25 protein-coding genes are annotated in these 24,405 nt (G+C 55.1%); 5 read left to right on the plus strand and 20 right to left on the minus strand.

The features are described from left to right. Positions 1-19 precede the first annotated feature (19 nt). A complete protein-coding gene (locus ACWHYZ_RS06750) occupies positions 20-1,237 on the plus strand; it encodes an ABC transporter permease (protein ID WP_447987530.1) in 1,218 nt (405 codons plus the stop codon). Positions 1,238-1,385: 148 nt separating this feature from the next. On the opposite strand, the gene ACWHYZ_RS06755 is transcribed toward ACWHYZ_RS06750, so the two are convergent. From ACWHYZ_RS06755 to ACWHYZ_RS06770, 4 genes are all read right to left on the minus strand, one after another. Further along, positions 1,386-1,856, minus strand: coding sequence for a RusA family crossover junction endodeoxyribonuclease (locus tag ACWHYZ_RS06755; protein ID WP_447986516.1), 471 nt, complete (start codon positions 1,854-1,856; stop codon positions 1,386-1,388). Between the two features lie 135 nt (positions 1,857-1,991). Then, a complete protein-coding gene (locus ACWHYZ_RS06760; RefSeq protein ID WP_447986517.1) occupies positions 1,992-2,432 on the minus strand; it encodes a division/cell wall cluster transcriptional repressor MraZ in 441 nt (146 codons plus the stop codon). A 108-nt stretch (positions 2,433-2,540) separates the two neighbouring features. After that, complete coding sequence (locus ACWHYZ_RS06765; RefSeq protein WP_447986518.1) at positions 2,541-2,885, minus strand: FmdB family zinc ribbon protein; 345 nt, start codon at positions 2,883-2,885, stop codon at positions 2,541-2,543. A gap of 101 nt (positions 2,886-2,986) precedes the next feature. Next, on the minus strand, positions 2,987-3,718 hold the full coding sequence (locus ACWHYZ_RS06770) for a phosphoribosyltransferase family protein (protein ID WP_447986519.1): 732 nt from the start codon (positions 3,716-3,718) through the stop codon (positions 2,987-2,989). Positions 3,719-3,866: 148 nt separating this feature from the next. Between ACWHYZ_RS06770 and ACWHYZ_RS06775 the strand changes: the two genes are divergently transcribed. Continuing rightward, on the plus strand, positions 3,867-4,799 hold the full coding sequence (locus ACWHYZ_RS06775) for a dihydroorotate oxidase (protein ID WP_447986520.1): 933 nt from the start codon (positions 3,867-3,869) through the stop codon (positions 4,797-4,799). 1 nt (position 4,800) lies between these two features. On the opposite strand, the gene ACWHYZ_RS06780 is transcribed toward ACWHYZ_RS06775, so the two are convergent. Then, the gene (locus ACWHYZ_RS06780; protein ID WP_447986521.1) at positions 4,801-5,049 is read right to left on the minus strand and encodes a LuxR C-terminal-related transcriptional regulator; all 249 of its coding nucleotides are present in this window, start codon (positions 5,047-5,049) and stop codon (positions 4,801-4,803) included. Positions 5,050-5,228: 179 nt separating this feature from the next. Between ACWHYZ_RS06780 and ACWHYZ_RS06785 the strand changes: the two genes are divergently transcribed. Beyond that, positions 5,229-7,877, plus strand: a complete 2,649-nt coding sequence (locus ACWHYZ_RS06785; RefSeq protein WP_447986522.1) for an ABC transporter permease — start codon at positions 5,229-5,231, stop codon at positions 7,875-7,877. Between the two features lie 116 nt (positions 7,878-7,993). Here the strand turns inward: ACWHYZ_RS06785 and bioB are convergent, their stop codons facing one another. The 9 genes from bioB to ACWHYZ_RS06830 form a co-directional block, all read right to left on the minus strand. Next, entirely contained in the window at positions 7,994-9,034 is a 1,041-nt protein-coding gene (gene bioB, locus ACWHYZ_RS06790) for a biotin synthase BioB (protein ID WP_447986523.1), read from the minus strand. 168 nt (positions 9,035-9,202) lie between these two features. Next, positions 9,203-10,603, minus strand: coding sequence for a tetratricopeptide repeat protein (locus tag ACWHYZ_RS06795; protein WP_447986524.1), 1,401 nt, complete (start codon positions 10,601-10,603; stop codon positions 9,203-9,205). Further along, on the minus strand, positions 10,603-11,064 hold the full coding sequence (rsfS, locus tag ACWHYZ_RS06800) for a ribosome silencing factor (RefSeq protein ID WP_447986525.1): 462 nt from the start codon (positions 11,062-11,064) through the stop codon (positions 10,603-10,605). The genes ACWHYZ_RS06795 and rsfS overlap by 1 nt, the downstream gene beginning before the upstream one ends. Continuing rightward, entirely contained in the window at positions 11,012-11,704 is a 693-nt protein-coding gene (gene nadD, locus ACWHYZ_RS06805; protein ID WP_447986526.1) for a nicotinate-nucleotide adenylyltransferase, read from the minus strand. The genes rsfS and nadD overlap by 53 nt, the downstream gene beginning before the upstream one ends. 96 nt (positions 11,705-11,800) lie before the next feature. Beyond that, a complete protein-coding gene (gene proB / locus ACWHYZ_RS06810; protein ID WP_447986527.1) occupies positions 11,801-12,922 on the minus strand; it encodes a glutamate 5-kinase in 1,122 nt (373 codons plus the stop codon). After that, positions 12,904-13,926 carry a GTPase ObgE gene (gene obgE / locus ACWHYZ_RS06815; RefSeq protein WP_447986528.1) on the minus strand — a complete coding sequence of 341 codons (1,023 nt, stop codon included), beginning with the start codon at positions 13,924-13,926 and terminating at the stop codon, positions 12,904-12,906. Before obgE ends, proB begins: the two co-directional genes overlap by 19 nt. An 83-nt stretch (positions 13,927-14,009) precedes the next feature. Next, positions 14,010-14,264, minus strand: a complete 255-nt coding sequence (gene rpmA, locus ACWHYZ_RS06820) for a 50S ribosomal protein L27 (RefSeq protein WP_447986529.1) — start codon at positions 14,262-14,264, stop codon at positions 14,010-14,012. A gap of 142 nt (positions 14,265-14,406) precedes the next feature. Continuing rightward, positions 14,407-14,724 carry a 50S ribosomal protein L21 gene (gene rplU / locus ACWHYZ_RS06825; protein WP_447986530.1) on the minus strand — a complete coding sequence of 106 codons (318 nt, stop codon included), beginning with the start codon at positions 14,722-14,724 and terminating at the stop codon, positions 14,407-14,409. A 105-nt stretch (positions 14,725-14,829) separates the two neighbouring features. Further along, positions 14,830-15,537, minus strand: a complete 708-nt coding sequence (locus ACWHYZ_RS06830; RefSeq protein WP_447986531.1) for an outer membrane protein — start codon at positions 15,535-15,537, stop codon at positions 14,830-14,832. Between the two features lie 468 nt (positions 15,538-16,005). Here ACWHYZ_RS06830 and ACWHYZ_RS06835 point away from each other — a divergent pair, with 468 nt between their 5' ends. Beyond that, the gene (locus ACWHYZ_RS06835; RefSeq protein ID WP_447986532.1) at positions 16,006-16,920 is read left to right on the plus strand and encodes a branched-chain amino acid transaminase; all 915 of its coding nucleotides are present in this window, start codon (positions 16,006-16,008) and stop codon (positions 16,918-16,920) included. A 57-nt stretch (positions 16,921-16,977) separates the two neighbouring features. Here the strand turns inward: ACWHYZ_RS06835 and secG are convergent, their stop codons facing one another. The 4 genes from secG to gap all read right to left on the minus strand — a co-directional run bounded on the left by secG (position 16,978) and on the right by gap (position 20,473). Further along, positions 16,978-17,355, minus strand: a complete 378-nt coding sequence (secG, locus tag ACWHYZ_RS06840) for a preprotein translocase subunit SecG (protein ID WP_447986533.1) — start codon at positions 17,353-17,355, stop codon at positions 16,978-16,980. Continuing rightward, the gene (gene tpiA, locus ACWHYZ_RS06845; protein WP_447986534.1) at positions 17,356-18,147 is read right to left on the minus strand and encodes a triose-phosphate isomerase; all 792 of its coding nucleotides are present in this window, start codon (positions 18,145-18,147) and stop codon (positions 17,356-17,358) included. 45 nt (positions 18,148-18,192) lie between these two features. Next, positions 18,193-19,392 carry a phosphoglycerate kinase gene (locus ACWHYZ_RS06850; RefSeq protein ID WP_447986535.1) on the minus strand — a complete coding sequence of 400 codons (1,200 nt, stop codon included), beginning with the start codon at positions 19,390-19,392 and terminating at the stop codon, positions 18,193-18,195. A 76-nt stretch (positions 19,393-19,468) separates the two neighbouring features. Further along, positions 19,469-20,473: a type I glyceraldehyde-3-phosphate dehydrogenase gene (gene gap / locus ACWHYZ_RS06855; RefSeq protein ID WP_447986536.1), complete on the minus strand. Its 1,005-nt coding sequence runs from the start codon at positions 20,471-20,473 to the stop codon at positions 19,469-19,471. Between the two features lie 1,733 nt (positions 20,474-22,206). On the opposite strand from gap, the gene ACWHYZ_RS06860 reads away from it, so the two are divergent. Then, positions 22,207-22,716, plus strand: a complete 510-nt coding sequence (locus ACWHYZ_RS06860) for a hypothetical protein (RefSeq protein WP_447986537.1) — start codon at positions 22,207-22,209, stop codon at positions 22,714-22,716. On the opposite strand, the gene trpS is transcribed toward ACWHYZ_RS06860, so the two are convergent. Both trpS and ACWHYZ_RS06870 read right to left on the minus strand, forming a co-directional pair. Beyond that, positions 22,694-23,677 carry a tryptophan--tRNA ligase gene (gene trpS / locus ACWHYZ_RS06865; RefSeq protein ID WP_447986538.1) on the minus strand — a complete coding sequence of 328 codons (984 nt, stop codon included), beginning with the start codon at positions 23,675-23,677 and terminating at the stop codon, positions 22,694-22,696. The genes ACWHYZ_RS06860 and trpS overlap by 23 nt on opposite strands. Before the next feature lie 7 nt (positions 23,678-23,684). Further along, entirely contained in the window at positions 23,685-24,404 is a 720-nt protein-coding gene (locus ACWHYZ_RS06870; RefSeq protein WP_447986539.1) for a site-2 protease family protein, read from the minus strand. Between the last annotated feature and the right edge of the window lies 1 nt (position 24,405).

A 24,405-nucleotide genomic window follows, 5' to 3' on the forward strand; every position in this document is an offset into this window, starting at 1 on the left:
CATGTTGGCCTTCGTGAGCATGACAATGGTGACGGCGTTTCGGGTGCTCGGGCGTAATCGACTGCGTGCGGGCTTGACCATGCTGGGAATCATCATCGGCGTAGGCGCCGTGATCGCAATGGTCAGCATCGGGCAGGGAGCCAAAGAAGCTGTCCGGGCGCAAGTCGCGACCATGGGGACTAATCTCATCATTGTGTGGCCCGGCTCCGCCACAGTCGGCGGCGTCCGCAGTGCGCAAGGGGGTGCCGTGACGTTGACCGTGGCCGATGCGCAAGAACTCAAGAAAAAGGTGCCGCTCCTCGTCGATACGGGCTGGGCCAAGCGCGACGTCATGCAGATCATTAACGGCAACAAGAATTGGAACGGCCCGGTGAATGGCATCTCGCCAAGCTATTTCACGATTCGGGATTGGTCGTTCACCGGCGGCGGTCCGATCAGCCAGGCGGATTTGGACTCAGCGGCGCGGGTCGCCGTCATCGGCCAGACCATTGTGGAGCAGCTATACGATGCCGGAGAAGAGCCGGTAGGCTCGACGATTCGTATCAAAAACGTGCCGTTCCGAGTCGTCGGCGTCCTCTCCCCAAAGGGGCAATCGGCGCAAGGGTCGGATCAAGACGATGTTATCTTTATTCCCTTCACTACCGCCGAACGGAAGTTGTTGGGGACACCGTTTCTCGGCATCGTCGGCGCGATTTTTGGTTCCACCAGCCGACTCGATGATCTGCCGGAAGCGGCGGAGGGCATTCGGGACGTCTTGCGGGCCCGTCATCGGCTTCAGCCGGATCAACCGGATGATTTCACGATCCGAACGCAAGTGGACATCGGCAAGCTACAAGAGGGCGCCGGTGAAACGTTAACGGCCATGATGTTTGCCATTGCCTCCGTTTCTCTTCTAGTCGGGGGCATCGGCATTATGAACATTCTGTTGGTGTCCGTCACCGAACGGACGAGGGAAATTGGCGTGCGTATGGCGGTCGGCGCGAAGCGGCGCCATATTCTCATGCAGTTTCTTATTGAAGCGATGACCTTGGGGCTTTTGGGCGGGGTATTCGGCATCGTCGTCGGGATTGCGGCAGCCCGCATCATGACCGCCGTAGCAGGCTGGCCGACTATTATTGCGCCGGGTTCGATCGTCGTCGCCTCTGTATTTTCCCTGTTCATAGGCCTGTTTTTCGGTCTGTACCCGGCGAATAAAGCGGCGCGGCTCAATCCAATTGAAGCCTTGAGGTATGAATAATCTTCCGTATTTGCTTTCCGCTGAGACGACACTCATCCATGGCAGAGTTCTGAGCCGGCGTCTAGGAAAAATCTATCATGCCTGTACAGGCGCGCGTGGAAAATTTTCCCAGGCGGGTTTCAGATGGTTTTAGAAAAGGCAGCCGCAGTTAGTGGCAAGGTGGTGAAGCGAGGATGCTGAGAGTGAGTTCCATTGACGGTGATTCGGCAGCCAGCTCTTTGTATAAATGCAGTTCAAGCACCCGATTGTCGTTAAGCCCCAACGCTTCGCACACAGCATCCTGTGTGATCTTCAGTCCCCCATCAATATCCCGGTGAAGGAGCGACATAAAACGGCACCGGATCGACAGCGCCACATAATCCGAGCGTAGCCTGAGGAGAAGTAACTGTTTATTGGTGGAATGCGACAGGGCGACAAGGATCTGTTGACCTATATCGACTTTATATCGCCGTCCGGCAGCGGATAGGATGCGTCGGCCATTCACCGTCGCATATTGATGGTTGATGCTCGGCGGGATCGGCAACGTAATAGTGAAGCGGTCCGGTTCAACCGCGGCTGGAGGAAGTACCGGGGGGATCACCGTCATCTGCAACAGACGCGCGCGAGACTTGCGGGTCACACGTCGCGTCTGTGGCAATTTCGTTGCACTTGCAGGTGCCGTCTGTGAAAGAGAATCAGAAGGCCGATAGCTGGTGAGTCGAACGGGATGCGCTGTGGTGTGGGACGGCGGTTTGCGCGACAGTGGCGGCCTCGCCTACAAAAGATTCAGAATCTTATTCAGGTTCTGTTCGTACTTATCTTCCGTACGGCTAATGTAGCGCCGCCATTCGGATGGATTCCACACTTCGAGGCGATTGTAGAGACCGACGATGATGATCTCAAGATCCTCATCCATCGGGACGTGCTTACGGAGACGTCCAGGGATTAAAATACGCCCCGTCTTATCGATGTCCGATGTGCCGACTTCAGACACGACAAAGTGCATGAACAACCGACTCTGGTCTTCATCCAGTTTGGTTTTCGTGCGCTCTAACACCTTTTCCCATTCGCCCGCTGAATAGACCCAGAGCGACTGATCGGTCCCTTTTAGGAAAACAACGCTGTTTCCTTCGAGTTCCAACCGCTCTCGAATAGGAGAGGGAGCAATGAAACGCCCTTTTTCGTCCACCTTGCAGAGATACTCACCTGCAAACATGGAATCGCCTCCTGGTCAGTCCGCTCGGTTGTGCTTAAGGAAAAGGCTCCCGAGGGCTCATCGTATCAAAGGCGGAGAAAATGTCAAGACTTTCAATCGTAGATCGCGTTACGCCAAATCCGGTGCGTCGGATTCCGCCATATCACTTCCGGCTTCTTCAATCGCTTCATCGAAGTCGTCCCCCATGTCTTCTCCCATCTCTTGGCCCATCTTCTTCATAAATCGAGCCATGCTCTGCGGGTCATTCTCATCCACATCGCCGAATTTGCTGGGATCCGCTAGGGACTCAAGCCGCGCTTCTTCCGACTTGGGCGACGCAAAGCGGGACATCAGGCGATCCAGTTTCGTCCCCCCACAAAATGTGCATGCCGCAGTGGAAGCCTGGTTGGCGCTCAGGATCAGCAGGCTGATTCGTTTTTTACAATCCGTGCAGCGATATTCATAAATAGGCATGGTATCCCTCGGGTAAAGAATACAGCGATCGGTTATCAGCCTTCAGCAACTGCTTGGACGGATTCCCCCTAAAGCTGCTGCTGAAAGCTGACGGCTGACAGCTAGACGGTTCTTGCCAATGTGCACACATACACGTCTGAGGCTCCGGCCTTGCGAAGTGCCTTGGCACATTCATTGACCGTGGTGCCGGTTGTAAATACATCATCGATGACCAGAACGCGTTTGCCGGCCACATCGTGAGGACGGCGAATAGCAAAGGCGCGCCGTAAATTTTTCAACCGTACGGCTCGGGTCAGTTCCGTCTGCGGGGCGGTCTCTCGTGTACGAACCAGGTTATCGTATGAGAGCGGAATGTTTCTCGCCTGACTCACACGGTCGGCCAACAACAGCGATTGATTATATTCACGGTTCCTCAGGCGTGCCGGAGACAGCGGAACCGGGATGATCATATCGAGGTGAACGGTCTCGATCGGCGCTCGGTCCATCAGCGCACCGAGTGCCTTTGCTAAGGCGACTTTCTTGCTGTATTTGAAGAGATGGACCGCCTCCCGAAGTGGCGATGCATATGGATAGAGAGACCACGCGCGGGTGTATGCGGGATGGTTGCGCCGACATGTGCCGCACATATGTTGCGGACTATACTCAAGCGCGCAAGAGGACACGAAGGGACGTCCGCAGCAGGGGCAAAATGGGCCGCGCAATGGTTGAATCGTGTCCCAGCAGGCGCCGCAAAAGAACGGCACAGGGTCACCGTTCAGCGGCATGTCACAGTTCCTGCACTGCACCGGAAGAACAGCATGGAGCAATCGTCGGACACCGGACATTATGGTCATCTGTGTCCTCGCGCATACGATTTGTAAGGACCATTTTACTCGCTGTCAAGTCGTGCCGTGTTAGGACGACGCCGAAGGAATGGCGTTTCTCTTGAAGGCTTGGTTCTTGTGGCATGTCTGATGGTGTGGTATAGGTTGGTTTCACAATATGGTGCAGAATCTCACGACGACAATTGCAGGCATTCGGTTCCCGACCTGTTTTATGAATGCCGCCGGAGCACTGTGCGTGACGGAGGACGAACTCCGGCGCTTAGGCCACTCGCATGCCGGCGCCATTGTTACAAAGTCAATGACCGTTGAGCCGCGTACGGGGAATCCTGACCCTCGCTATTATGCCTTTCCAAGCGGGTCCATTAATTCGATGGGCTTGCCCAATTTGGGGTATCTGGCGTATGCAAGCTTGATCCCGACGTTGCGTGAATTCGGGAAGCCTGTGATCGCCAGTGTGGCCGGTCTCTGTGAAGCGGACTTTATAAAGATCGCGACAGTGATCAACGACAGTCGCCCGGACCTGATCGAGGTCAACCTCTCATGTCCCAATATTCCCGGCAAGCCACAAATCGGATATGACGCTGAAGACTCTGAACGTCTCCTTGAACAAGTTCGGCGAGTCATTACTGTCCCGATGGGGGTGAAACTGCCGCCATATTTCGATCCGGCGCATCACGAGAAGATGGGGAGAGTTCTCGAGCGTGTAGGGGTAGAATTTTTGTCACTCATCAATTCAGTCGGGAACGGGCTTGTCGTCGATCCCGAGCGAGAATCAGTCGTGATTAAGCCCAAGGGCGGATTTGGCGGATTAGGAGGACCGTTGATTAAACCGGTTGCGCTGGCCAACGTGCGCGCATTCTGGAAAATCCTGGGCGGGCGGATACCGATTATAGGCGTTGGCGGCGTCGTCAGTGGAACCGATGCATTCGAACATCTTCTCTGCGGGGCGTCGGCAGTGCAGATCGGAACGTCGCTGGTCGAGGAAGGCGTGGGGGCATTTGAGCGACTGAGCCAGGAATTGTCCGAGGTGCTCGCGCGAAAAGGTTACGCCTCACCGGAGGCATGTCGAGGAAAACTGAAGGAGTTGTGAGCTACTTGGAGAAATTCTTTGGTAGGAGGCGCAGAAGGAGCGCTTGACGCAGGAGTTGGGCAACATTGCGCACACGTAACCGCCGCATCAGGTTGAAGCGATGCACTTCAACCGTTCTCACGCTGATGTCCAGTTGACCCGCAATTTCTCGATTCGTCATGCCCTGCGCCACCAGGCGAAGGATTTCCTTCTGACGTGGTGTAAGGGAATGCGTCGACGTGGTCCTTCCCGGGAAGGATCCTCTTTCCATCTTTGATACCCCGCTCTGTCTAGTCATTGTACGTGTTCTCGGCATTGGGTACAGTCTAACAAACCGGCCTTTTCCTGTAAACACCACAATGAGAAAGATTACGTCCCATTTTGAACGAGATTAGTGTTAATGCCTACATGATCATTAGCGGCTGACACGCGCCTTCAGCAATTCTGACCATGACAAGAGCACTCTGCGCAATCACTCGACGCCATCTCTTCGCCAGTCCTGTGCGCACCGCTTTGACGGTGCTCGGCATTGTACTAGGCGTCGCAGTGGCCGTAGCCATTCAGACTGCAAATGTGGACGTTCTCAAGTCCTTCGAGCAGAGCGTGATGGCAATAGCCGGGCGTGCCACCGTGCAGGTGTCGGGCGGTGAGCTGGGGCTCGATGAACGCCTCATTCAAGAAGTGACTCGACATCCGGATGTCGTGTCGGCGATGCCGGTGATTCAATTGACGGCTCGTGTTGTCGACGGTCCCAATCAGGCCCGTCTCTTGCCCATTATGGCGCTCGACTTACTTGAGGCAAACGATCAAAAAAGAATTCGGTTTCGCGGGCGGGATGGAGAGCGCCCATCATTGGATACATTGCTCTCGCCGCAGGCAGTCTTTGTCGGAACACGGTTGGCCGTTGAATGGGATGTCCACGTCGGCTCCGAGCTTCGCATCACTACCGGAATGCGGCACTATGACGTGGTCGTGGCCGGCCTCATCGAATCCGATTCAACGCAGCCTTCGATCTGGGACACGATGGGGATCATGGATGTTGCGGCCGCCCAAATGCTGTTTGGCTTGGTGGGGCGGCTGGATCGAATCGACATCATCACTGAACCGGGGCGTCCCCTTGAAAAGGTCATCGACGAACTGCAAGCGGCGCTGCCTGCGTCGGTAACCGTGACCCGTCCCGCCAGTCGTACGGACCAAATAGAGCGCATGACCCGTGCCTTTCATCTTAACCTCACGGTCTTGAGCATGGTCAGTCTTCTGGTCGGGCTATTCCTTGTCTACAATACCGTGTCTTTTGCCGTGGTGCGACGTCGACGCGAGATTGGCATGCTGTCCGCGATGGGGATGTCGCGCCGCGCCGTGACGGTGTTGTTCATGAGTGAGGCGGCCACCATGGGACTGGTCGGCGGACTTCTTGGAGCCGGCTGTGGCGCACTGCTCGCCAAGAGTCTCCTGTCTCGCCTGAGCACGACAATTTCAGACCTGTATGTGTCCGTCGATACGGGGGGACCGGATGTGTCGCTGGTCCGCTTTGTGTTCGACCTGCCTCTCACAGTTTGGATAGAAGGAGCGGCTTTGGGCGCGATCGTATCCATGGTAGGCGCCCTCGTCCCGAGTTGGGACGCCGGACAAACAGCTCCGGCGAAAGCGTTAGCGCCCGGCAATTATGAGGCAACTCAGAGGGCACGGGTGTCGTTTCTTAGTTGGACGGGCATCCTGCTCATCCTTCTCGGCGCAGCATGTGCAGTGCCCGGTCCCGTATGGGGGGTGCCCCTTTTTGGGTACGTGGCGGCACTCTGTCTCTTGCTGGGCCTGTCGTGCCTAATCCCCCTCGTCATCCATTTGTTCGGGACGGTGTGGTTAGCGGCCGGTCAATCGCACGGTCGTTCAGGCGCGCGCATAACATTGCCGCTTGTGGCTCGATTAGCGGCCGACCAGATATCACGCGCGCCCGGCCGGAATGCCGTGACGATCTCGGCCATGATGGTAGCCATCTCCATTATGGTGGGGGTCGACACGATGGTCGGCAGTTTTCGTGAGACCGTGCGCGAGTGGATTGATCAAACCGTCATGGCTGATTTAATTGTGGCTCCTGCAAATTGGCTGCATGGACATGAAGTGGGGCAACTGGCGAATCGAATTCCTCTCACGTGGGTGCAATCGCTTTCAGGCATTCCGGGCGTGGCCGCACTCGACACCTATCGGGACGTATTCGTGGATCTCAAGGGCCGCAGGGTCGCACTGGTGTCGCGAGACTTACGACTCCATGCGACACGGAGCCGCTATCTCATGGTTCATGGCAATTCGGCCACAATATTGAATGAGGCCGTCATCAAGCGCGGTGTGGTGGTATCGGAGGTATTGGCTCGTACCGCGGAACTGCAGGTTGGAGACCTCATATTGCTGGCCACACCTTCAGGCGAGCAGGAGTTTCCAGTTCTCGGTATTTTTTTGGACTATGCGACCGACGGCGGAAAGATCGTAATGGATCGGGATATCTATCAGCAGCTTTGGAAAGACGATACGACAACCGTCATTCCCATCTATGTGGAAGGCGGCGCCGACCGGGCCACCGTCCGGCGGCTTCTCGAAGAGCGCGTGGCAGGGATGGACGGTTCAGCAGATCGACAGACTCCATTGATAGTCATCAGTAATGGCGAGTTAAGGCAAGAGATTATGGTGATTTTTGACCGGACCTTTACCGTCACCTATGTCCTCGAACTGATTGCCATCATCATCGCCGTGTTAGGGATTGTAAATACGCTGGTGTTATCGGTGCTCCAACGGCGGCGAGAATTCGCCATGCTCCGGTCGATTGGGGCGACGATCGTACACGTCAGGCGATTGATGGTATGGGAGGCGGGTTATCTCGGTCTCCTCGGCGGACTTCTTGGTGTCTTGGGTGGAATGCTGTTGTCTGTGCTGCTCATTGAAGTCATCAACAAACAGTCGTTCGGCTGGACGATTCAGTTTTTTCTGCAGCCCCGGGTGGTCGTGCAAGCCTTGGTGTTGGCTCTGGGAGCGGCATTCATCGCGGCTTACATTCCGGCGCAGTGGGCAGTCAGGCAGTCGATCGCCGAAGGACTCCGCTATGAATAAAAGAGGGGGAGGACTGGTGTACTCCTGTGCTCGCAGAGCGCGCACGTCGGAGGTGCTCGCTCGATGCGCGCAGTGGGAGTCCACCAGCCGCCGGCGTTCAAGAGGGAAGAGATAAGTTAAGAGATCGTTATGACATTTAAGGGCGGGCGGATCGTCGTTGGAGCCTGTGAGGCATCTGCCTGATAGTCCACTTCAATGGTGAATCCGAGGTCTTCGATCATCTTCCAGGCTTCAGAGGCGGGTTGGCCCGGAGTCGTCAAATAACCGCCAACGAAAATGGAATCAGCTGCATAGAGTGAGAGCGGTTGTAATGTCCGTAAATTGAACTCGCGTCCCCCTGCGACTCGAATCTCAGTCTTGGGATGAAGAAAACGAAAAAGACAGAGGACCTTGAGGCAGCGTTGCGGCGTCAATCGATGCGTGTCTTGAAGCGGCGTCCCGGGAACCGGATGCAGCATATTGAGAGGAATCGAGTGGGGGTTGACCTGCTTTAAGGATAACGCCAGTTCCACCACATCGTGATCGCTCTCACCCATTCCGATGATTCCGCCTGAGCACAATTCCAAGCCGGCGGCTCTCGCATGCCGGATGGTATCTACGCGGTCTTGAAAGGTATGCGTCGTACAGATCTCCGAGTGGTAGGCCTCGCTCGTATTCAAGTTATGGTTGATGCGATCAACTCCCGCCGCTTTCAGCCGTTTAGCCTGTGCTTCATTCAACAGTCCCAGCGAGCAGCACACTTGGATGGGAACTTCTTGCTTGATGGCGCGCACGGCATCCGAAATTTCTGTGACATCACGATCTAGCGGACTGCGACCACTGATCACGATGCAATAGCGTTGGGCTTTTGCAGAGGCGGCGCGACGGGCGCCTTCTACCATCTGGGCTTTGGGCAGCAATCCATATTGGTGAATGTCCGCGGTCGACACCGCCGACTGAGAACAATAATGGCAGTCCTCCTGGCAGGCGCCGCTCTTGGCGTTCATCAACATCTGCAACCGTACTGTGCGGCCGAAGTAGCGCTCCCGCACCCGAAACGCACCATTCAACAGCTCGAGCAAATGTTCATCCGGTGTGGCCAAAACAGCAAGGCACTCCTCTCTAGTAAGCATCTCATCCCGAAGCGCCTTCTCCGCAAGCACACTAAAGTCTGTCATTGCTTCTCCTAATCGATTCGCTAATTTCAATGATGTGGAATGCTCAAAAAGGTTATCCAACAAGGCCGCAGGTACAGGAAGCACCGCAGGCGTACCCTCCGGGGTACGTTGAGGATGCTTTCAAGACGAGAACGCCGTTGAGAACCTTTTTCAGCATTTCATGTACCTTTAGACTGTTTCGAAGGGAGAGGCAATCCCCTGATACGGAATCGCGCGCACACCTACTGCACCGGCCGCGTCATGCTGATCGGTCCCCGATGCGTCGACCCATGGAAGCGCGACATAGGTATTCCAGAGTCCGCAGCTCTGACAGCGCCCGGACCAATCTGAAGATTCTTGCCGGCAAGTGGTGCAGACGTACGGCACGACGACTCGTTTTCGGAATCCCAATGCCTTCTTGAGCTCGTCGACCGCCTCATCCATCTGGTGTTTCCGCAGATAAAGATTCGCCATGATCTTGTGAAAATCGGAGGTTTGATCCTGAGGGGTCTCCAATGTCGACAGCACATCGAAGGCCTCATCGACCATTTCAAGCCGGTAGTACAGTTTGCCGAGATAGAATTTTAACGTTGGATCCTGAGGGTGTCGCTGTGCGGCCTCCTGATACACCCGAATGATCTCCGAAGGCTCCCCCATCTCTAAATACAGCTCTTCGAGCCGGTGCAGCAAGATGATATTGCCGGTTCTCGTGTAGACCTTCTCCAGAATTTCGGCGGCGTTTTTTGTTTTGCCTTCATGAATCAAAATTTCGCTGAGCCCGATATAAGCCGGCAAAAACGACTTGTCGCGTTTCATCGCTCCGCGGAAGTAGCGCCGCGCTTTTTCCGGATGCCCGCGCTCGAGTAACTGCCGTCCGACCTCATATGTGAGGCCGACCATGATCCCTGCCTCCGTTCGTTGATCCGGTTCAGGCAAATGAGATTTTAAGAGCCGGTGTTGGATTTCCAATGCTTCCGGCCATTGCTCCAGGCGGATGTATAACTCGCGTTTACGAATGAGAGCCGTGAGGTTGGCCGGGTCGAACCGCAGAACCTCCTGCAGGGTCTGGAGCGCTTCCTCGAAGCGCTTGGCGCCTTCCAGGTCACGAGCCAAAGCAAACAGGACTTCGATATTGTGTTCATCGATGCTGCGTGCCTTTCGATGAAGCCGAATGGCTTCAGAAAAGTTCTGCTCCGTGCGGTACAGGCTTCCCAGCCATAAGAGTGAATCCACATGGTTGGGATCGAGCGCAAGGGCCCGTTGAAACAGGCCAATGGCTTCGCCGGTTCGTTTGGAGACGACCGCATGCGCGCCTTCACGATGAAGGGCATCGACCTTTTCTTTTCGCCGGACGAGCCGTGTGCTTCTCCAAGTCAGAATAAGATGGCGGGTCTCTCGGACGCCCACCGTCAGAATCACGATGAGCGCACCGATAGCCATTGAGATCAACATCAAGGACACGGGGCTCAGTTCGTAGACACCGGTGGGGCTGAGGCGGATAGTGATGGTACCGGGATTCAACTCGCGGACATAACCGTACACGAGGCTGGCGACGATCACGAGAAATAACGTCAGCAGTAACCGAAGCATTACCGACTCTTTGTGGCCCGCCGTACGGGCCGCTTTTTAAGCGTCTGATCCGGCTCAGTCACGAGCGCCACACGTTCGGTCGGAACTTTGACTCGTTTCGCATCGCCCCAGAGTTTCTCAAGGGTATAGAGCTGGCGCAGGTCCGTCCGAAAGATGTGGACGATCACGTCGGCATAATCGATCACGATCCATTGCGAGGTCGACAGCCCTTCGAGGCTCAGGGGACGGATTTTTTGCTCGGAGAGCGTCTTGTCAATGTGGTCTGCAATGGCTCGCACCTGGCGATCCGAATCGGCGGAGCAGAGGACAAGATAGTCGGCAATTGAAGTCAGCGGAGCGACATAGAGGATCAGGACGTCGTTAGCCTTCTTGTCGAGCGACGCCTGAGCGATAAGCAGAGATTTCGCCTTAGATTCCAGTGCGATTGACCTTCTCCCCCTGCTGATACAAGTGTTGCTCAAGTATATAGGATTCGACAGGGGCGGGCAACAGGTTTGACACGCTCAATTGATGTGTGACCCGGTAGCGAATGTCGGACGCCGAGACATAGCACGGAGGGATCCACAGGAGAATCAAACTCATTCCGCCGGGAAGCGGCACATCGACCTGGAGAGCGCGCTGCGTATCCAGGGCGAGGAGCGGCGCGCGATCCATTGCAGGTAACAACGACATTTTCAAAAGAGCGGTAAAGGTCGAGCCGGGGCGCGCCAGCACGACGAAATGGCAGGCACGAAGGAGATTCGAGGCTTGTTTCCACGTATGGAGTTCTAAAAATGCATCGAGTCCAATGATGAAAAACAATTCGGCTTCGGGTCCGAATTCTTTCTGAAGTTCGTGGACCGTCTCAATCGAGTACGACTTGTTCGGTCGGCGCATTTCTATATCCGACACCTGAAAAGCTGGAATGTCCTTGATCGCCATCCGGACCATTTCGAGGCGATGTCTGGCCGGAGCTAAGGATATGCTTGCCTTATGAGGGGGATCGCCGGAAGGAATAAAGAGAATGCGATCTAAACGCAACCGACGTTGCGTCTGGGCAGCTGCTTCCAAATGACAGCGATGAACGGGGTTAAAGGTGCCGCCAAATAAACCGATGCGCATGGTCTAGAGCCCTGAGTTCTGTGTGCTGAGGTCTGAGTAAATTTCGGATAATTCCGGTCGTTTCATCCTCAACACTGAGCACTGAGGACTCAGGACTTATAGAATCACCAGGTTGTCCCGATGAATCGCCTCTTCGTACTCTTGATCGCCCACGGTCTTTTTGATATCCGAGGTCTTGAGCCCCTTTATCCTACCGAGCAGAGTGGACGAAAAATTAATCAAGCCCTTGGCGACTTCTTTGCCGTGGGCATCGGTGCAGAGTACGGCATCGCCGGGATCGAAGGCGCCGCTCACTTCGATAATACCAGACGGCAACAAGCTTTTGCCCCGCTGCATGAGCGCGTCGATCGCTCCGTCGTCGAGGATTAATTGCCCCTTCGCTCGCAGCGTGTGGGCAATCCACTGTTTTCGACTCGATAATTGTTGCCCATGAGGCAAGATCAAGGTACCTGTCTCATGGCCGTCTAGCGCCCCTGGCAATAGCCCCGACGTTTGCCCATCCATAATCAGCGTCGCGACGCCGTAGGCCGCGACTTTTTTGGCGGCTTGGATTTTCGTCGCCATCCCGCCCGTCCCTTCTTCTTTGCTCGTCCCGCCTGCGAGCCGTTCAATATCAGTCGAAATTTCAGCGATGAGGGGGATGCGTGTGGCCGAGGCATTGCGGCGGGGATCGTCCGTAAAGACGCCGTCAACGTCGGAGAGAATGATCAGCAGGTCGGCATCGACCAGATGAGCGACTTCAGCGGCCAAGGTGTCATTATCGCCAAACCTGATTTCCTCAACGGACACTGTGTCGTTCTCGTTGATGACGGGGAGGACACCATGATTCAGGAGCGCGGTCAATGTATGGCGGGCATTCAAGAATCGTCGCCGGTCCGTCAAGTCCTGATGGGTCAGCAGAATCTGTGCGACGTTCACGCCGAGTCGTTCGAACGCTTTTTCATAGGCCCACATGAGACGGCTTTGTCCGACTGCAGCGGCAGCCTGTTTGAGCGGAAGGCTCTTGGGATACGAGGAGAGACCGAGTTTTTGAACACCGGACACGATGGCGCCTGAAGAGACCAACAAGACATCTCGACCTGTTGACTTAATTGCGCCCAACTCGCTGGCTAACCGCTCGATGCGGTCCAACTGCAATCCTGATGCACGGGATGCCAGGAGACTACTGCCCACTTTGACGACGATTCGTTTAGCCTGAGTCAGGATTTGCCGGCGCATACGTTCCTCAACGCGTCAACCTGTTTTCCTACATACTCGATCAACGGGTCGAGCCCTTCGCGCGTAATGGCGGATACGGCAAAGAAACGGACTCGACGTCGCCGGCAGTGCGCACGTAACTGTTCGAGCCGTTGACCGTCTCCTTTGCTATCCATCTTCGTGCCTACGACGGCGAATGGTTTGTCCTTGAGGCTGGGATTATAGGCCCCCAGTTCCTTCCGCATTACCTCAAAGCTCATCACCGGATCGTCCGCGGCCCATTCCGAGATGTCGACCAGATGAAGCAGGAACATCGTCCGTTCGATATGGCGTAAGAATTGAAAGCCCAATCCTTTCCCCTCATGTGCCCCTTCAATGAGCCCGGGGATATCAGCCACCACGAAGCTGCGGTTGTCCTTCCATGAGACAACTCCAAGGTTAGGAGTCAGTGTGGTAAAGGGATAGTCGGCGATTTTGGGGTGTGCGGCAGAGATGGCTCCAATCAGAGTGGATTTGCCGGCGTTCGGAAAGCCGACCAAGCCCACGTCGGCCATGAGCTTCAGTTCCAGTCGGAGCCAACGTTCTTCCCCCGGAGTGCCTGTTTCAAAACGAGTGGGAACGCGGTTCGTCGATGTGGCAAAGTGGCTATTGCCCCGTCCGCCATGGCCACCCTTCGCGACGACGGCCGATTGTCCTTCCTCCGTGAGGTCGGCCCGCGGCTCACCTGTCTCATCATCCAGCACAAGCGTCCCGACCGGAACGCGAATGATCACGTCCGACGCCGTCTTTCCATGTCGGTGCGATCCTTCACCGGGACCGCCCGGTTTTGCCATGTAGTGCTGTTGATAGCGCAGATCCAGGAGCGTTGTCAGTTGTCGAGACGCGACGAGGATAACATTGCCGCCGTTTCCTCCGTCCCCGCCGTCAGGCCCGCCGTACGGCACATACTTTTCACGACGGAAACTGGAGACACCACTTCCGCCGTGTCCGGCTTTCACGAAAATGCGAACCTGATCGACAAACATGGTTCTGGCTCCGGACAGGCGGTGAGTTCAGTGGAGAGTGCGCTACGTGCGACAGAGACGAGGGGACAGGGGGGAAACCGATATCAAGAAGCCGGGTAGACGCTGACCTTTCGGCGATTCCGGTTGCCTTCGAATTTCACCACACCGTTGACCAAGGCGAATAACGTGTAGTCACGTCCCACGCCGACATTAAAGCCCGGATGAAACTGGGTGCCGCGCTGTCGCACGATAATGCTTCCGGCCGTGACCTGCTCCCCACCGAATGCTTTGACGCCGCGATATTGAGGATTGCTGTCGCGGCCGTTCCGGGATGATCCGCCACCTTTATTTGTTGCCATGGAAACTCCTTCGTCAGCAGAACGTTGAAAAAACCCTCCCGCTTTGTTCTCAGTCCTTTGTCCGCCTCAACGTAACTTCCCTACGCCTCGGCGTCCAAGCTCCCTGCGGCCGTGCTGAGCTGGTTTTTTGAACATTCCATAGTTAAGCGGTCACGATATCAGTAATGCGAACCTGAGTGAAGCTTTGACGATGACCTTTGGTCCGACGATAGTTCTTTCGGCGCTTCTTCTTGAAGATCATCATCGATCGAGTCCGTCCCTGGCGCAGGATTTCCGCGGTGACCCGTGCGCGTTCGACCCAAGGATGACCGATCAAGAGATCGGCGTTGGCATCTTGAACCAGGCGAACTTGTGATAATTCAATCGTCCCACCGACCTCCCCAGGAAGCAGTTCAACCTGAAGAATCGTACCCGGTTCTACCCGATACTGTTTTCCACCGGTCTCTACAATTGCGTACATAACATTCCTCCAATGCAGAACGGAGGTTTTTATCATAGGAGGAGAAAGGCTGTCAAGAAAGCATACACACGGAAGTGGAGGAAGCAATTGAGAATGTCGGCAATATCAAAAGTGAACGGAGATGCCGGCCACTAAATTACTCGCATTATAATCGGCTTTAAACTGTGCATTATTCTGAAATTCAAATGATGCCTTGTTATATTTGTACTCGCCAAATAAGGCGACATGCTTCATCAGAAAATAGCGCGCTCCGACTAAGGCATTTAAGCCAACACTTGAATCCGACGCGGAGAGTGGTTGATTATTCAGAGTCTGTATCTCTGATCCTGCTATCCGTGCCCAATACATAGCCACGCCAACCCCAGCATATGGTTGGAAGCGCTTTCCTGGGTACCTGAGAATGATATTAAGGGCAGCGGTTGACATCCTCGTATGAGCACCTGGTTTGTCACCGGCACGCGTAAAAACTTGACCGCTCGGTGTGGTGACAGAGAAAGGTTGCTGTTTGATGTGGGGGTTGGTGTAGAAATATTCGCCTTCAATTCCAAGCCAATTGAGCCCTGGGAAAAAATACCCGACTTTGGCTCCATAGAGAGGCGAGGTGGCCAAATCGAGATCGCTGGACTTAAAGCCCGTGCCACCGAAACGGTTCCCGATTCCCTCGACATTTGAAAAGGAACCGGGAAAACTTACGCCTCCTTGCCCCGCAACATAGAACTCCGCGTGGGCTGTCGCAAAAGCAAAAATAGTGGTTCCGACAACCGTCAGTGGCAATCCCCACTTTCGCGCTAATCTCCGCATTGTCGTCCGCATTGTCATCTCCTTCTGAATCTCCAGTGTCGTCCTTCGTCCGACGCTATGTGTGTATCTCGACTCACTGGGCTAAATAATCTGGGTGCATGCATACATCCTAGGGTCTATTCATTGTCATGAGCAGATGATGTGCCAGATTGTTCATAGAGAGGGGAGTGCTTGAAAAGTGGGCACCCTGGAATAGATGGCCTAGTAGGATGTCATGAGTAGTGACAAGAATTCCGTCATTTGAATCTGTCTTTAGGCAGGATCGTGCCTTGTCTTAAGATCAAGGAATGATGGCAATTTCTCTGGTGCCTTCAGGGGCGCCTACACGGTTGAGAAAAAATGTCTATCAACTTTTCCGTCACCGGGTACCTGCGTCTCATGCCGGGGGATCGGCTTGACGGAGATTTCTGGCCGCTGTTATAGTCAGCTCTCATTTTTGGCACGCGTCACCATTTTGATTTTGATTGGACAACACCTCTGATGCTTGAACCCAGCGAAAAGATTTGGATGGACGGGGCGTTCGTAGACTGGAAGGATGCCACTGTTCACGTGCTCACCCATTCCCTCCACTATGGATTGGCTACCTTTGAAGGTATTCGCTGTTACAAGGGCCGTGACGGCTCTGCCGTATTCCGGCTGCCGGAACACGTGGACCGGCTCTTTGAATCGTCGCACATCGCCATGTTGGCCATGCCTTATGATAAGAAGCAGATCACCGAGGCCATCATCGAGACCGTGCGGGTCAACCGACTAGAAGCCTGCTACATCCGCCCGTTGGTCTATATCGGCTATGGCGTCATGGGCCTGTACCCAGGTGAGAATCCGATCCGTGTTGCCATTGCGGCTTGGCGATGGGGCACGTACCTGGGCGAAGACGCGCTGAGCAAGGGCATTAAAGCCAAGGTGTCATCATTTACCAGGCATCACGTGAACATTGCGATGACACGAGCGAAGATTTCCGGTCAGTATGTCAATTCCATTCTGGCCAAGTGCGAAGTGAAGGCATCCGGTTATGATGAGGCCATCATGCTGGATCCAGACGGGTATGTTGCCGAGGGGACTGGGGAAAATGTATTTGTGGTCCGCCGAGGGCAATTGAAAACGACATCGATGTCGTCGATCTTGGAGGGCATTACCAGAAACTCCGTTCTTCAACTAGCCCGCGAACGAAACATTCCTGTCATCGAAGAACGTTTGACGCGCGATGATTTGTATGTGGCGGACGAAGTGTTTCTGACCGGGACTGCCGCCGAAATTACTCCTGTGCGAGAACTCGACGGCCGCCGCATCGGAGCCGGGACCGCAGGACCGGTGACTAAACAGCTTCAGCAGGCGTTTTTTAGTATTGTTCGCGGAGAAGACCCATCCCACGCCAAGTGGCTGACCCTCGTCTAGAGCTTGCCCCTTCGTTCTTCCACGACCGTATGATCAACTCAGATTGAGCTTGCCTGTTTAGTGCGCGGTCGCAGGGGCTGCGCTCTCCCCGGTCGTGGCCGGCTTGGAGGAGTCCGACTTGGATGTATCGGGAGTGCCTTGCGGCAGAATAGGAGCAGGGGCTGCACTTTCCTTCTTGTTCAAATCGATGACGGTAGACGAGAAGGTTCGTTCCTTGGAAAGAAGCGCGAGGCCTAACGAAGTCAGCATAAAGATCACCGCCGCGCCGATCGTGACCTTGCTAAGGAATGTGCCCGGTCCGCGGCTGCCGAAAACGGTCTGGCTCGATCCTCCAAACGCCGCTCCGATTTCAGCGCCCTTCCCGGCTTGCAGCAAAATCGAAGCAATCATCAGAAAACAGACGATCACGTGAATAATAACGGCCAGCGTATACATTTACACTCCTCGGCGTTTGTTCCCGGGTACGGATCGATCCTCTGCAAAACGTGCAATTGTAGCAAAGCATACGGGGTCGAGACAAGCCCCGCCGACCAGCACGCCGTCCACCTCCGGCGACTCAAGAAAAAGGCCGGCATTATCGGCATTCACACTTCCGCCATACAACACCCGCATGCGTTCACCCGTGTCATGGCCCCAATGAGTAGCAACTGTGCGTCTCAAAATGGTATGGACTTCCACAGCTTGAGCGGGGCTTGCGGCGCGGCCGGTTCCGATCGCCCAGACCGGTTCATACGCAATGGCGACCATCGCCATGTGCTCTTTGGACAGCCCATCCAGATCCTTTTGTAATTGTTCAGTCACTATGGCTGTCGTCTCTCCACGTTCTCGATCGGCTAAAGATTCGCCGACGCACACGATAGGTTTGAGTCCATGCCGAAGGGCAGCCTTGACCTTCTTATTGATATCCTGATCCTGCTCGTCAAACCATTGTCTTCGTTCAGAATGACCGATGATCACATATTGACACCCTATGTCTTTCAGCATTGAGGCGGAAATCTCGCCAGTATAGGCCCCCTTGTCTTCCCAAAAGACATTCTGACCGGCTAACGCAAAGTTAGACGACGGTCCCATCGCGTGCCAGGCTGCATGGAGGGCGGTAAAGGGGGGGGCGATCACCATGTCAATCGAATGGGGCTGGATGAGATCGGACAGTCGACGAACGTACGTCGTCGTCTCAGCCGATGTCTTGTTCATCTTCCAATTGCCAACAATGAGTTGTCGACGCACAAAAATCCTCGTGTACGCCGCTAATCCAACACGGAGAGGCGAGGTCTAAGCGGGTTGGTTAGGAAGAGCCGCAAGGCCCGGCATCTCCTTTCCTTCGAGTAGTTGGAGGGTCGCGCCGCCGCCTGTGGAGATGAAAGACATATTTTCGGATTCACCGGCCCGATGTACGGCCAATGCGGTATCACCGCCACCGACAATCGTCAGGGCGTAGGCGTTCGAGACGGCATGGGCCATCGAGAGCGTTCCGCGAGCATACGCGTCGTTTTCAAAGACACCCATCGGCCCGTTCCACAAAATAGTCTTTGCGTTCTGCACCGCTTCGCTGAATAATTTGACCGATGCGGGCCCGATGTCCATCCCGTACCACCCTTTAGGAATTTCCTGTACCGGTACAATCTTCGTTTCAGCGCCGGGATCGGGACTGGCGGCCACCACGCAGTCGACGGGCAAATAAAATTTGGTGCCCCGGGAGAAGGCATGTTCTTGGACGCCTTTCGCAAAGTCCAACATTTGGTCTTCAACCAGCGAATTGCCGATTTCCAATCCCAACGCCTTGATAAAGGTAAAGGCCATTCCGCCCCCGATGATGACCTTGTCGACCTTCTTGCCCAAATTCTCGATCACGCCGATCTTGCCTGAGACTTTTCCCCCTCCCAGAATAGCGACGAACGGTCGCATGGGATTGGCAATGGCGCCCTCCAGATATTCGATTTCCTTTTTCATTAAATAGCCAGCGCCTGAGGCGGGGACGAACTTGGGAATGCCCACTGTGGAGGCGTGAGACCGATGGGCGGTTCCGAACGCATCGTTGATGTAGACGTCGGCCAGTGCGGCGAGGGCCTTGGAAAATTGCTCGTCGTTCTTTTCCTCACCGGAATGAAAGCGGAGGTTTTCAAGAAGCAGAACATCGCCCGGCTTCATCTTATCGACCAACGTTTCCACAGAGGGCCCAATGCAGTCAGGTGCAAACGTCACTTCTTTGCCGAGGAGACGCTGAAGACGTCTGGCCACGGGCGCCAAGCTGAAATTGGGGTCCGGCTTTCCCTTGGGGCGGCCCAGATGGGAACAGAGGATCACTTTGGCGCCTTCGTCGACGGCATGATTGATCGTCGGCAGCGCGGAGCGAATACGGGTATCGTCGGTAATTTGATGCGAGGCATCGAGTGGGACGTTGAAATCGACCCGAATGATGACCCGTTTGCCGCGCAAATTGATCGCGTCGATCGTCATCTTGTTCAGGTTCATGTGACCTCCTCAACCACGGACCCGAGCACGTGTCCGAGAATGCGCGGACGATCGGCGCGGGAGATGCAGAGCCGCCTCAGGATTTGGCGACGATATATTTCGCCAGATCGCGGACGCGGCATGAGTACGCCCACTCATTATCGTACCAGGCCATCACTTTGACCATGCGATGGTTGAGCACGGTCGTCAGCAGGGAGTCCAGGGTTGCGGAATGAGCATCGCCATTTTGGTCGGTGGACACGATCGGCTCTTCGCAGTATTTCAAAATGCCTTTCAAGGGGCCTTCAGCCGCTTTGCGAAACGCGGCATTCACGCTTGCGCTATCGCAATCCTTCTCGGTTTCAACCGTCAAATCAATGAGCGACACATTCGGCGTCGGCACTCGAATCGCCATGCCATCCAATTTACCTTTGAGTTGCGGCAGCACAAGATGCAGGGCTTTGGCGGCACCGGTCGACGTGGGAATCATGGAAAGTCCTGCCGCCCGGGCACGACGCAGGTCCTTATGGGGCAGATCCAGCAACTGTTGATCATTCGTATAGGAGTGAATGGTCGTCATGATGCCACGTGTGATTCCGAACGACTCATCGAGCACTTTGGCCACGGGGGCAAGGCAATTCGTGGTGCAGGACGCGTTAGAAATGATCTGATGAGACTTGGGATCATACGTCGATTCGTTGACACCAAGGACAATGGTGACATCAGGATCTTTTGCAGGTGCGGAAATAACCACCCGTTTGGCGCCGGCGGAGAGATGCTTGCTGGCGCCTTCGCGATCGGTGAACCGACCGGTGGATTCGATGACGAGATCGACCCCCAGATCTTTCCACGGCAGTTCTTTGGGGTCCTTTTTTGCCAGAATCTTGATGGGCTTGCCGTTGACGATGATTTGGTCTTCGCGAGCCTCGACTGCCACGTTCAGTGTCCCGTGCACGGAGTCGTATTTCAACAGATGAGCCAAGGTTTCGGCGTCCGTCAAATCATTGATCGCAACGAATTCAAAGTCTTTGTCATTCAAAGAGGCGCGTAACACATTGCGACCGATCCGCCCAAACCCATTGATCCCGATTCGAATAGCCATTGGTCGTGGTTCCCCTTGAACTTTCGCTTGAAAAGCAAATGCCTACAAATAAAAAAGCCGGCCGTAAAATGGCGACCGGCAAGCCAGGCGAATCGTAGCGATGGTTGGGACAGGTTGTCAAGACGAGAATTAGGAAGAGCGGGACGGTCTACCTACCCCCCTTACTCGCGCACCGCGCACGCTAAGAAGGTGCTCGGTCAACGCGCGCAGTTAGGGGTAGGTAGACCGTCCCGCTCGGGAGGCGGGAGAGGTTAAGAGAGGGGACGGCATGGCCCGACTCTCCGTGCTCGCACAACGCGCACGCTCAGAAGGTGCTCGTTGGATGCGCGCAGTGGAGGGTCAACCACACCGCCGCCTCAGGAGTGATTTAACAGGAGGAAAGGCAGGAAGACGCTTCCAGAGTTACCCAACTAACTGACGCGCATTGAAGAAGCCGGTAAACTCGCTCCGCTCAGACAGTACCGTCTTCGCCCTTGCCATGAGGAGCAAGGGATTGTGCGTCAGCAAGGTGAGTCCCACCTCCTCCAGCGAAGAGCCGCAGACCTCTCCCCAATCATCCCGCTCTGGGTGGGCGAGAACTGGGGGAAAGGTAGGAGGAAGAGTGGAATGGGGCTGTCCGAGGAGCCCTAGTTGCTCGCGCCCCGCGCACGATAGGAATGTGCTTGGTGAACGCGCGCAGTTATGGGCACCTCGGCCAGCGCCCTCTTTTGTGGTGAAAGTATGGGTTCCCGGCGTGGCTGACCATCTGTGCTCACACAACGCCCACTATCAGAAGATCTTCATCCCGGAAGCGGCGCGTCTTGGCGCGCCTGGATGGGCGTGTGAAATTGAGGCGCAGTGGAGGGCCAACCACATCACGCCCTAGGGTGTGTGGAATTAAACTTAGAGACTCACGGTCTGGAACGTAACTTCAATCCTTTGAAGCAGCAGCTTGCTTGTAGCGTTTCATGAGGGGGAGTAATTCCTTAAAATTGCTCTGAGCGTCTTCGATGCTGTCTGCTATTTTCGAAGAGATAATTAACTGCGTTATTAGCAAGGTAGTAGTCAATAAAATTTTTATACCCTAGTGGGTGTGGCATGGTTCAGAGCGGACTTCGCCGGCGGAGCGAAGGAGCTGTTGTGGTCGGTGGCGGGAAGGAAAGCGGAAACTGACTGAGTCTGCGAAGCAATTTTCCTTAGGCCTCCGCCCGCCGCCCGGCCAGAACAGCCGCTCCGACGGTGCGAGAGCGCGGCGGACCGTGCCACACCACTCTTCGTTACTAATTCCAAGTTTTAATTCACGGCGGTCTGTTTTCCAAAAGGGAGAAGCCGACCAGATGAAGTGCTCTAGCAGCCGTGTATGACGCCAAGGTGGCTGCGAAAGCGACCGTGTTCATGGATGCCGGAAGACAAGCGTATGGGTCTGAGAGAACTGTCGACCCTCCTTATAATTTCCCTTTTTCTGAGCATGCTGACATTGACATCTGAATCGTTTGCGGCATGCTTTTCTCATGCTGTGTCCTAACTGTAGATTTCAACAGTCCGACGATACGACTGAATGCCTACGGTGTGGCATCATCTTCGCCAAGTACCATTCAAGGTCGGATAGCCGGCTGTACCATGGAGTTAGTCGTGACTCTTTCGCGGTTCCTCCATCCGCGTTCCGTCAATGGACGAAAGAGGCGCTGTGCCCAGTCGATCTTCCCATCAATCGCATTGCTTATGGTGGCCGCTTACTCATCTATGCAGGGCTCGTGGTTTGCGGTTCAAAGTTTCTCTCTACTCCGATGGAGAGCAATTACGTGGGCCAATCGTTCATGCATCTGATCAATCTTCCCTTTCATGAAGCCGGTCATGTTATTTTTAGCCCAATGGGGCGGTTTATACAGGTGCTTGGCGGTTCGCTCGGTCAACTCTTAATGCCACTGATTTGTCTGGGCGCATTGCTGATCCAAAATCGAGATGCATTCGGCGCTTCCGTGGGCCTCTGGTGGTTTGCAGAGAGTCTGATGGACCTCGCTCCATATGTTAATGATGCGAGGGCGCTAGATTTAGTTCTGTTAGGCGGAGTGACGGGCAAGGAAGTCGAGGATTACCACGATTGGGAGCAGATTTTGAGTACGCTCGGATGGCTTCAATATGACCATACGCTTGCGCATGTTACATATGCTCTTGGAAGTATATTGATGATTCTCGCCTTTCTATGGGGCGGGTATGTGCTTTATCTACAGTTCCCACTCCTCAAATCTTCATCGCGTCTTTGACTTCCTCTAACGTTTGATGGGAAACCTTTTTGGCGCGGTCGGCGCCGGCTTCTACGATGTCTTTGACTCGCTTCGGGTCGTTGCTGAATTGTTTCCTGGCTTCCCAGATGGGAGAGAGTTTGGTGACCATGGCATCGGCTGCGAGTTTTTTGCAATCGATGCAGCCGATCTCGGCGGTGCGGCATTCTTTGTTGACGCGCTCAATGACGGGCGGAGGGGAATAGATTTTATGGAAATCGAAGACGGGGCAAATATCGGGATTACCTGGATCTGTACGGCGGACGCGAGCCGGATCGGTCACCATCGTCTTGAGTTTTTGGCGCAGAACCGGTTCGGCATCCGAGAGGTTGATTGTGTTGCCGTAGCTCTTACTCATCTTGCGACCATCTGTACCGAGGACTTTGGGGAAACTCGTCAAGAGTTCTTGCGGTTCGGGGAAGACGGATTTATAGATGCTGTTGAAGCGCCGGCCGAGCTCTCGGGTCAGTTCGAGATGGGGAAGTTGATCCTTGCCGACCGGCACAAAGTCGGCCTTGTACAAAAGAATGTCGGCGGCCTGCAGGACCGGATATCCGAGGAACCCGTAGGTGGCCAGATCGCGGTCGGCAATTTGCTCCTGTTTTTCTTTATAGGTCGGGTTACGCTCCAACCACGGAATGGGCGTGATCATCGAGAGGAGCAGATGCAAGACGGCATGATCGGGATTGGAGGACTGCACGAAGATCGTGGCTTTATGGGGATCGATGCCCACGGCGAGCCAGTCGATGAGCATCTCGCGCACAAATTCGTGGATGCGTGACGTGTCGGCATAATTCGTGGAGAGGGCGTGCCAATCCGCGACGAAGAAAAAACAGTCGTATTGAGTTTGTAATGCCTTCCAATTGTCCAATGCGCCGAGCAGGTTGCCCAGGTGGAGAAGCCCGCTCGGTTGCATGCCGCTTAACACTCGTTTCCGTGTCATCGTTTAACTATCCCATTCCTAGTGAACCGATCTTGCCCACGATGGTGCTCACGACGGTACCGGTGAGCGTCTCGATCACATGAATCTGGGGATCCAACACGATCAAACCCACGATGATCAACATCCCGTACGGCTCCACTCGAGCGAGCGCCATGGCGGAACGCGCGGGCAGGAGATTGGTGAGGATCCGTCCTCCATCAAGTGGCGGAATCGGGATGAGATTGAAGACCATCAGTAAGACGTTAATCAAAATCGAATAGCGTGCCATCACGGCCAAAGGAACGACAAACATCCCGATTAAGTCATGCTGTGCGGCCATATCCGTCTCCGGCGCGCCGGCCGGAAAGGCCTGATCAACATACATGAGTACTGCATAAAACACGGCGCTGGCGATCGCCAACAGCAGATTCATTCCCGGTCCGGCCGCGGCGACCAGCGCCATATCACGGCGCGGATTTCGAAGCTGGGCGGGATTGACCGGCACCGGTTTGGCCCAGGCCAGAAAGAAGCCACCGGGCAGGAGCAGGCAGATCAGAGGGAACAGGATGGTTCCGAATGGATCGATGTGGGCCAGCGGATTGGTCGTGAGCCGCCCTTGCAGGCGGGCCGTGGAGTCGCCGAAGTGATCAGCCACCCATCCGTGAGCGTACTCATGCAGCACGATGGCCAACATCAGTGGAAGGGCGAGATACGAAATGGTGTGAAGGATCTGTGATAACGAATTCATG

This window comes from Nitrospira sp. Nam74, from assembly GCF_965152615.1.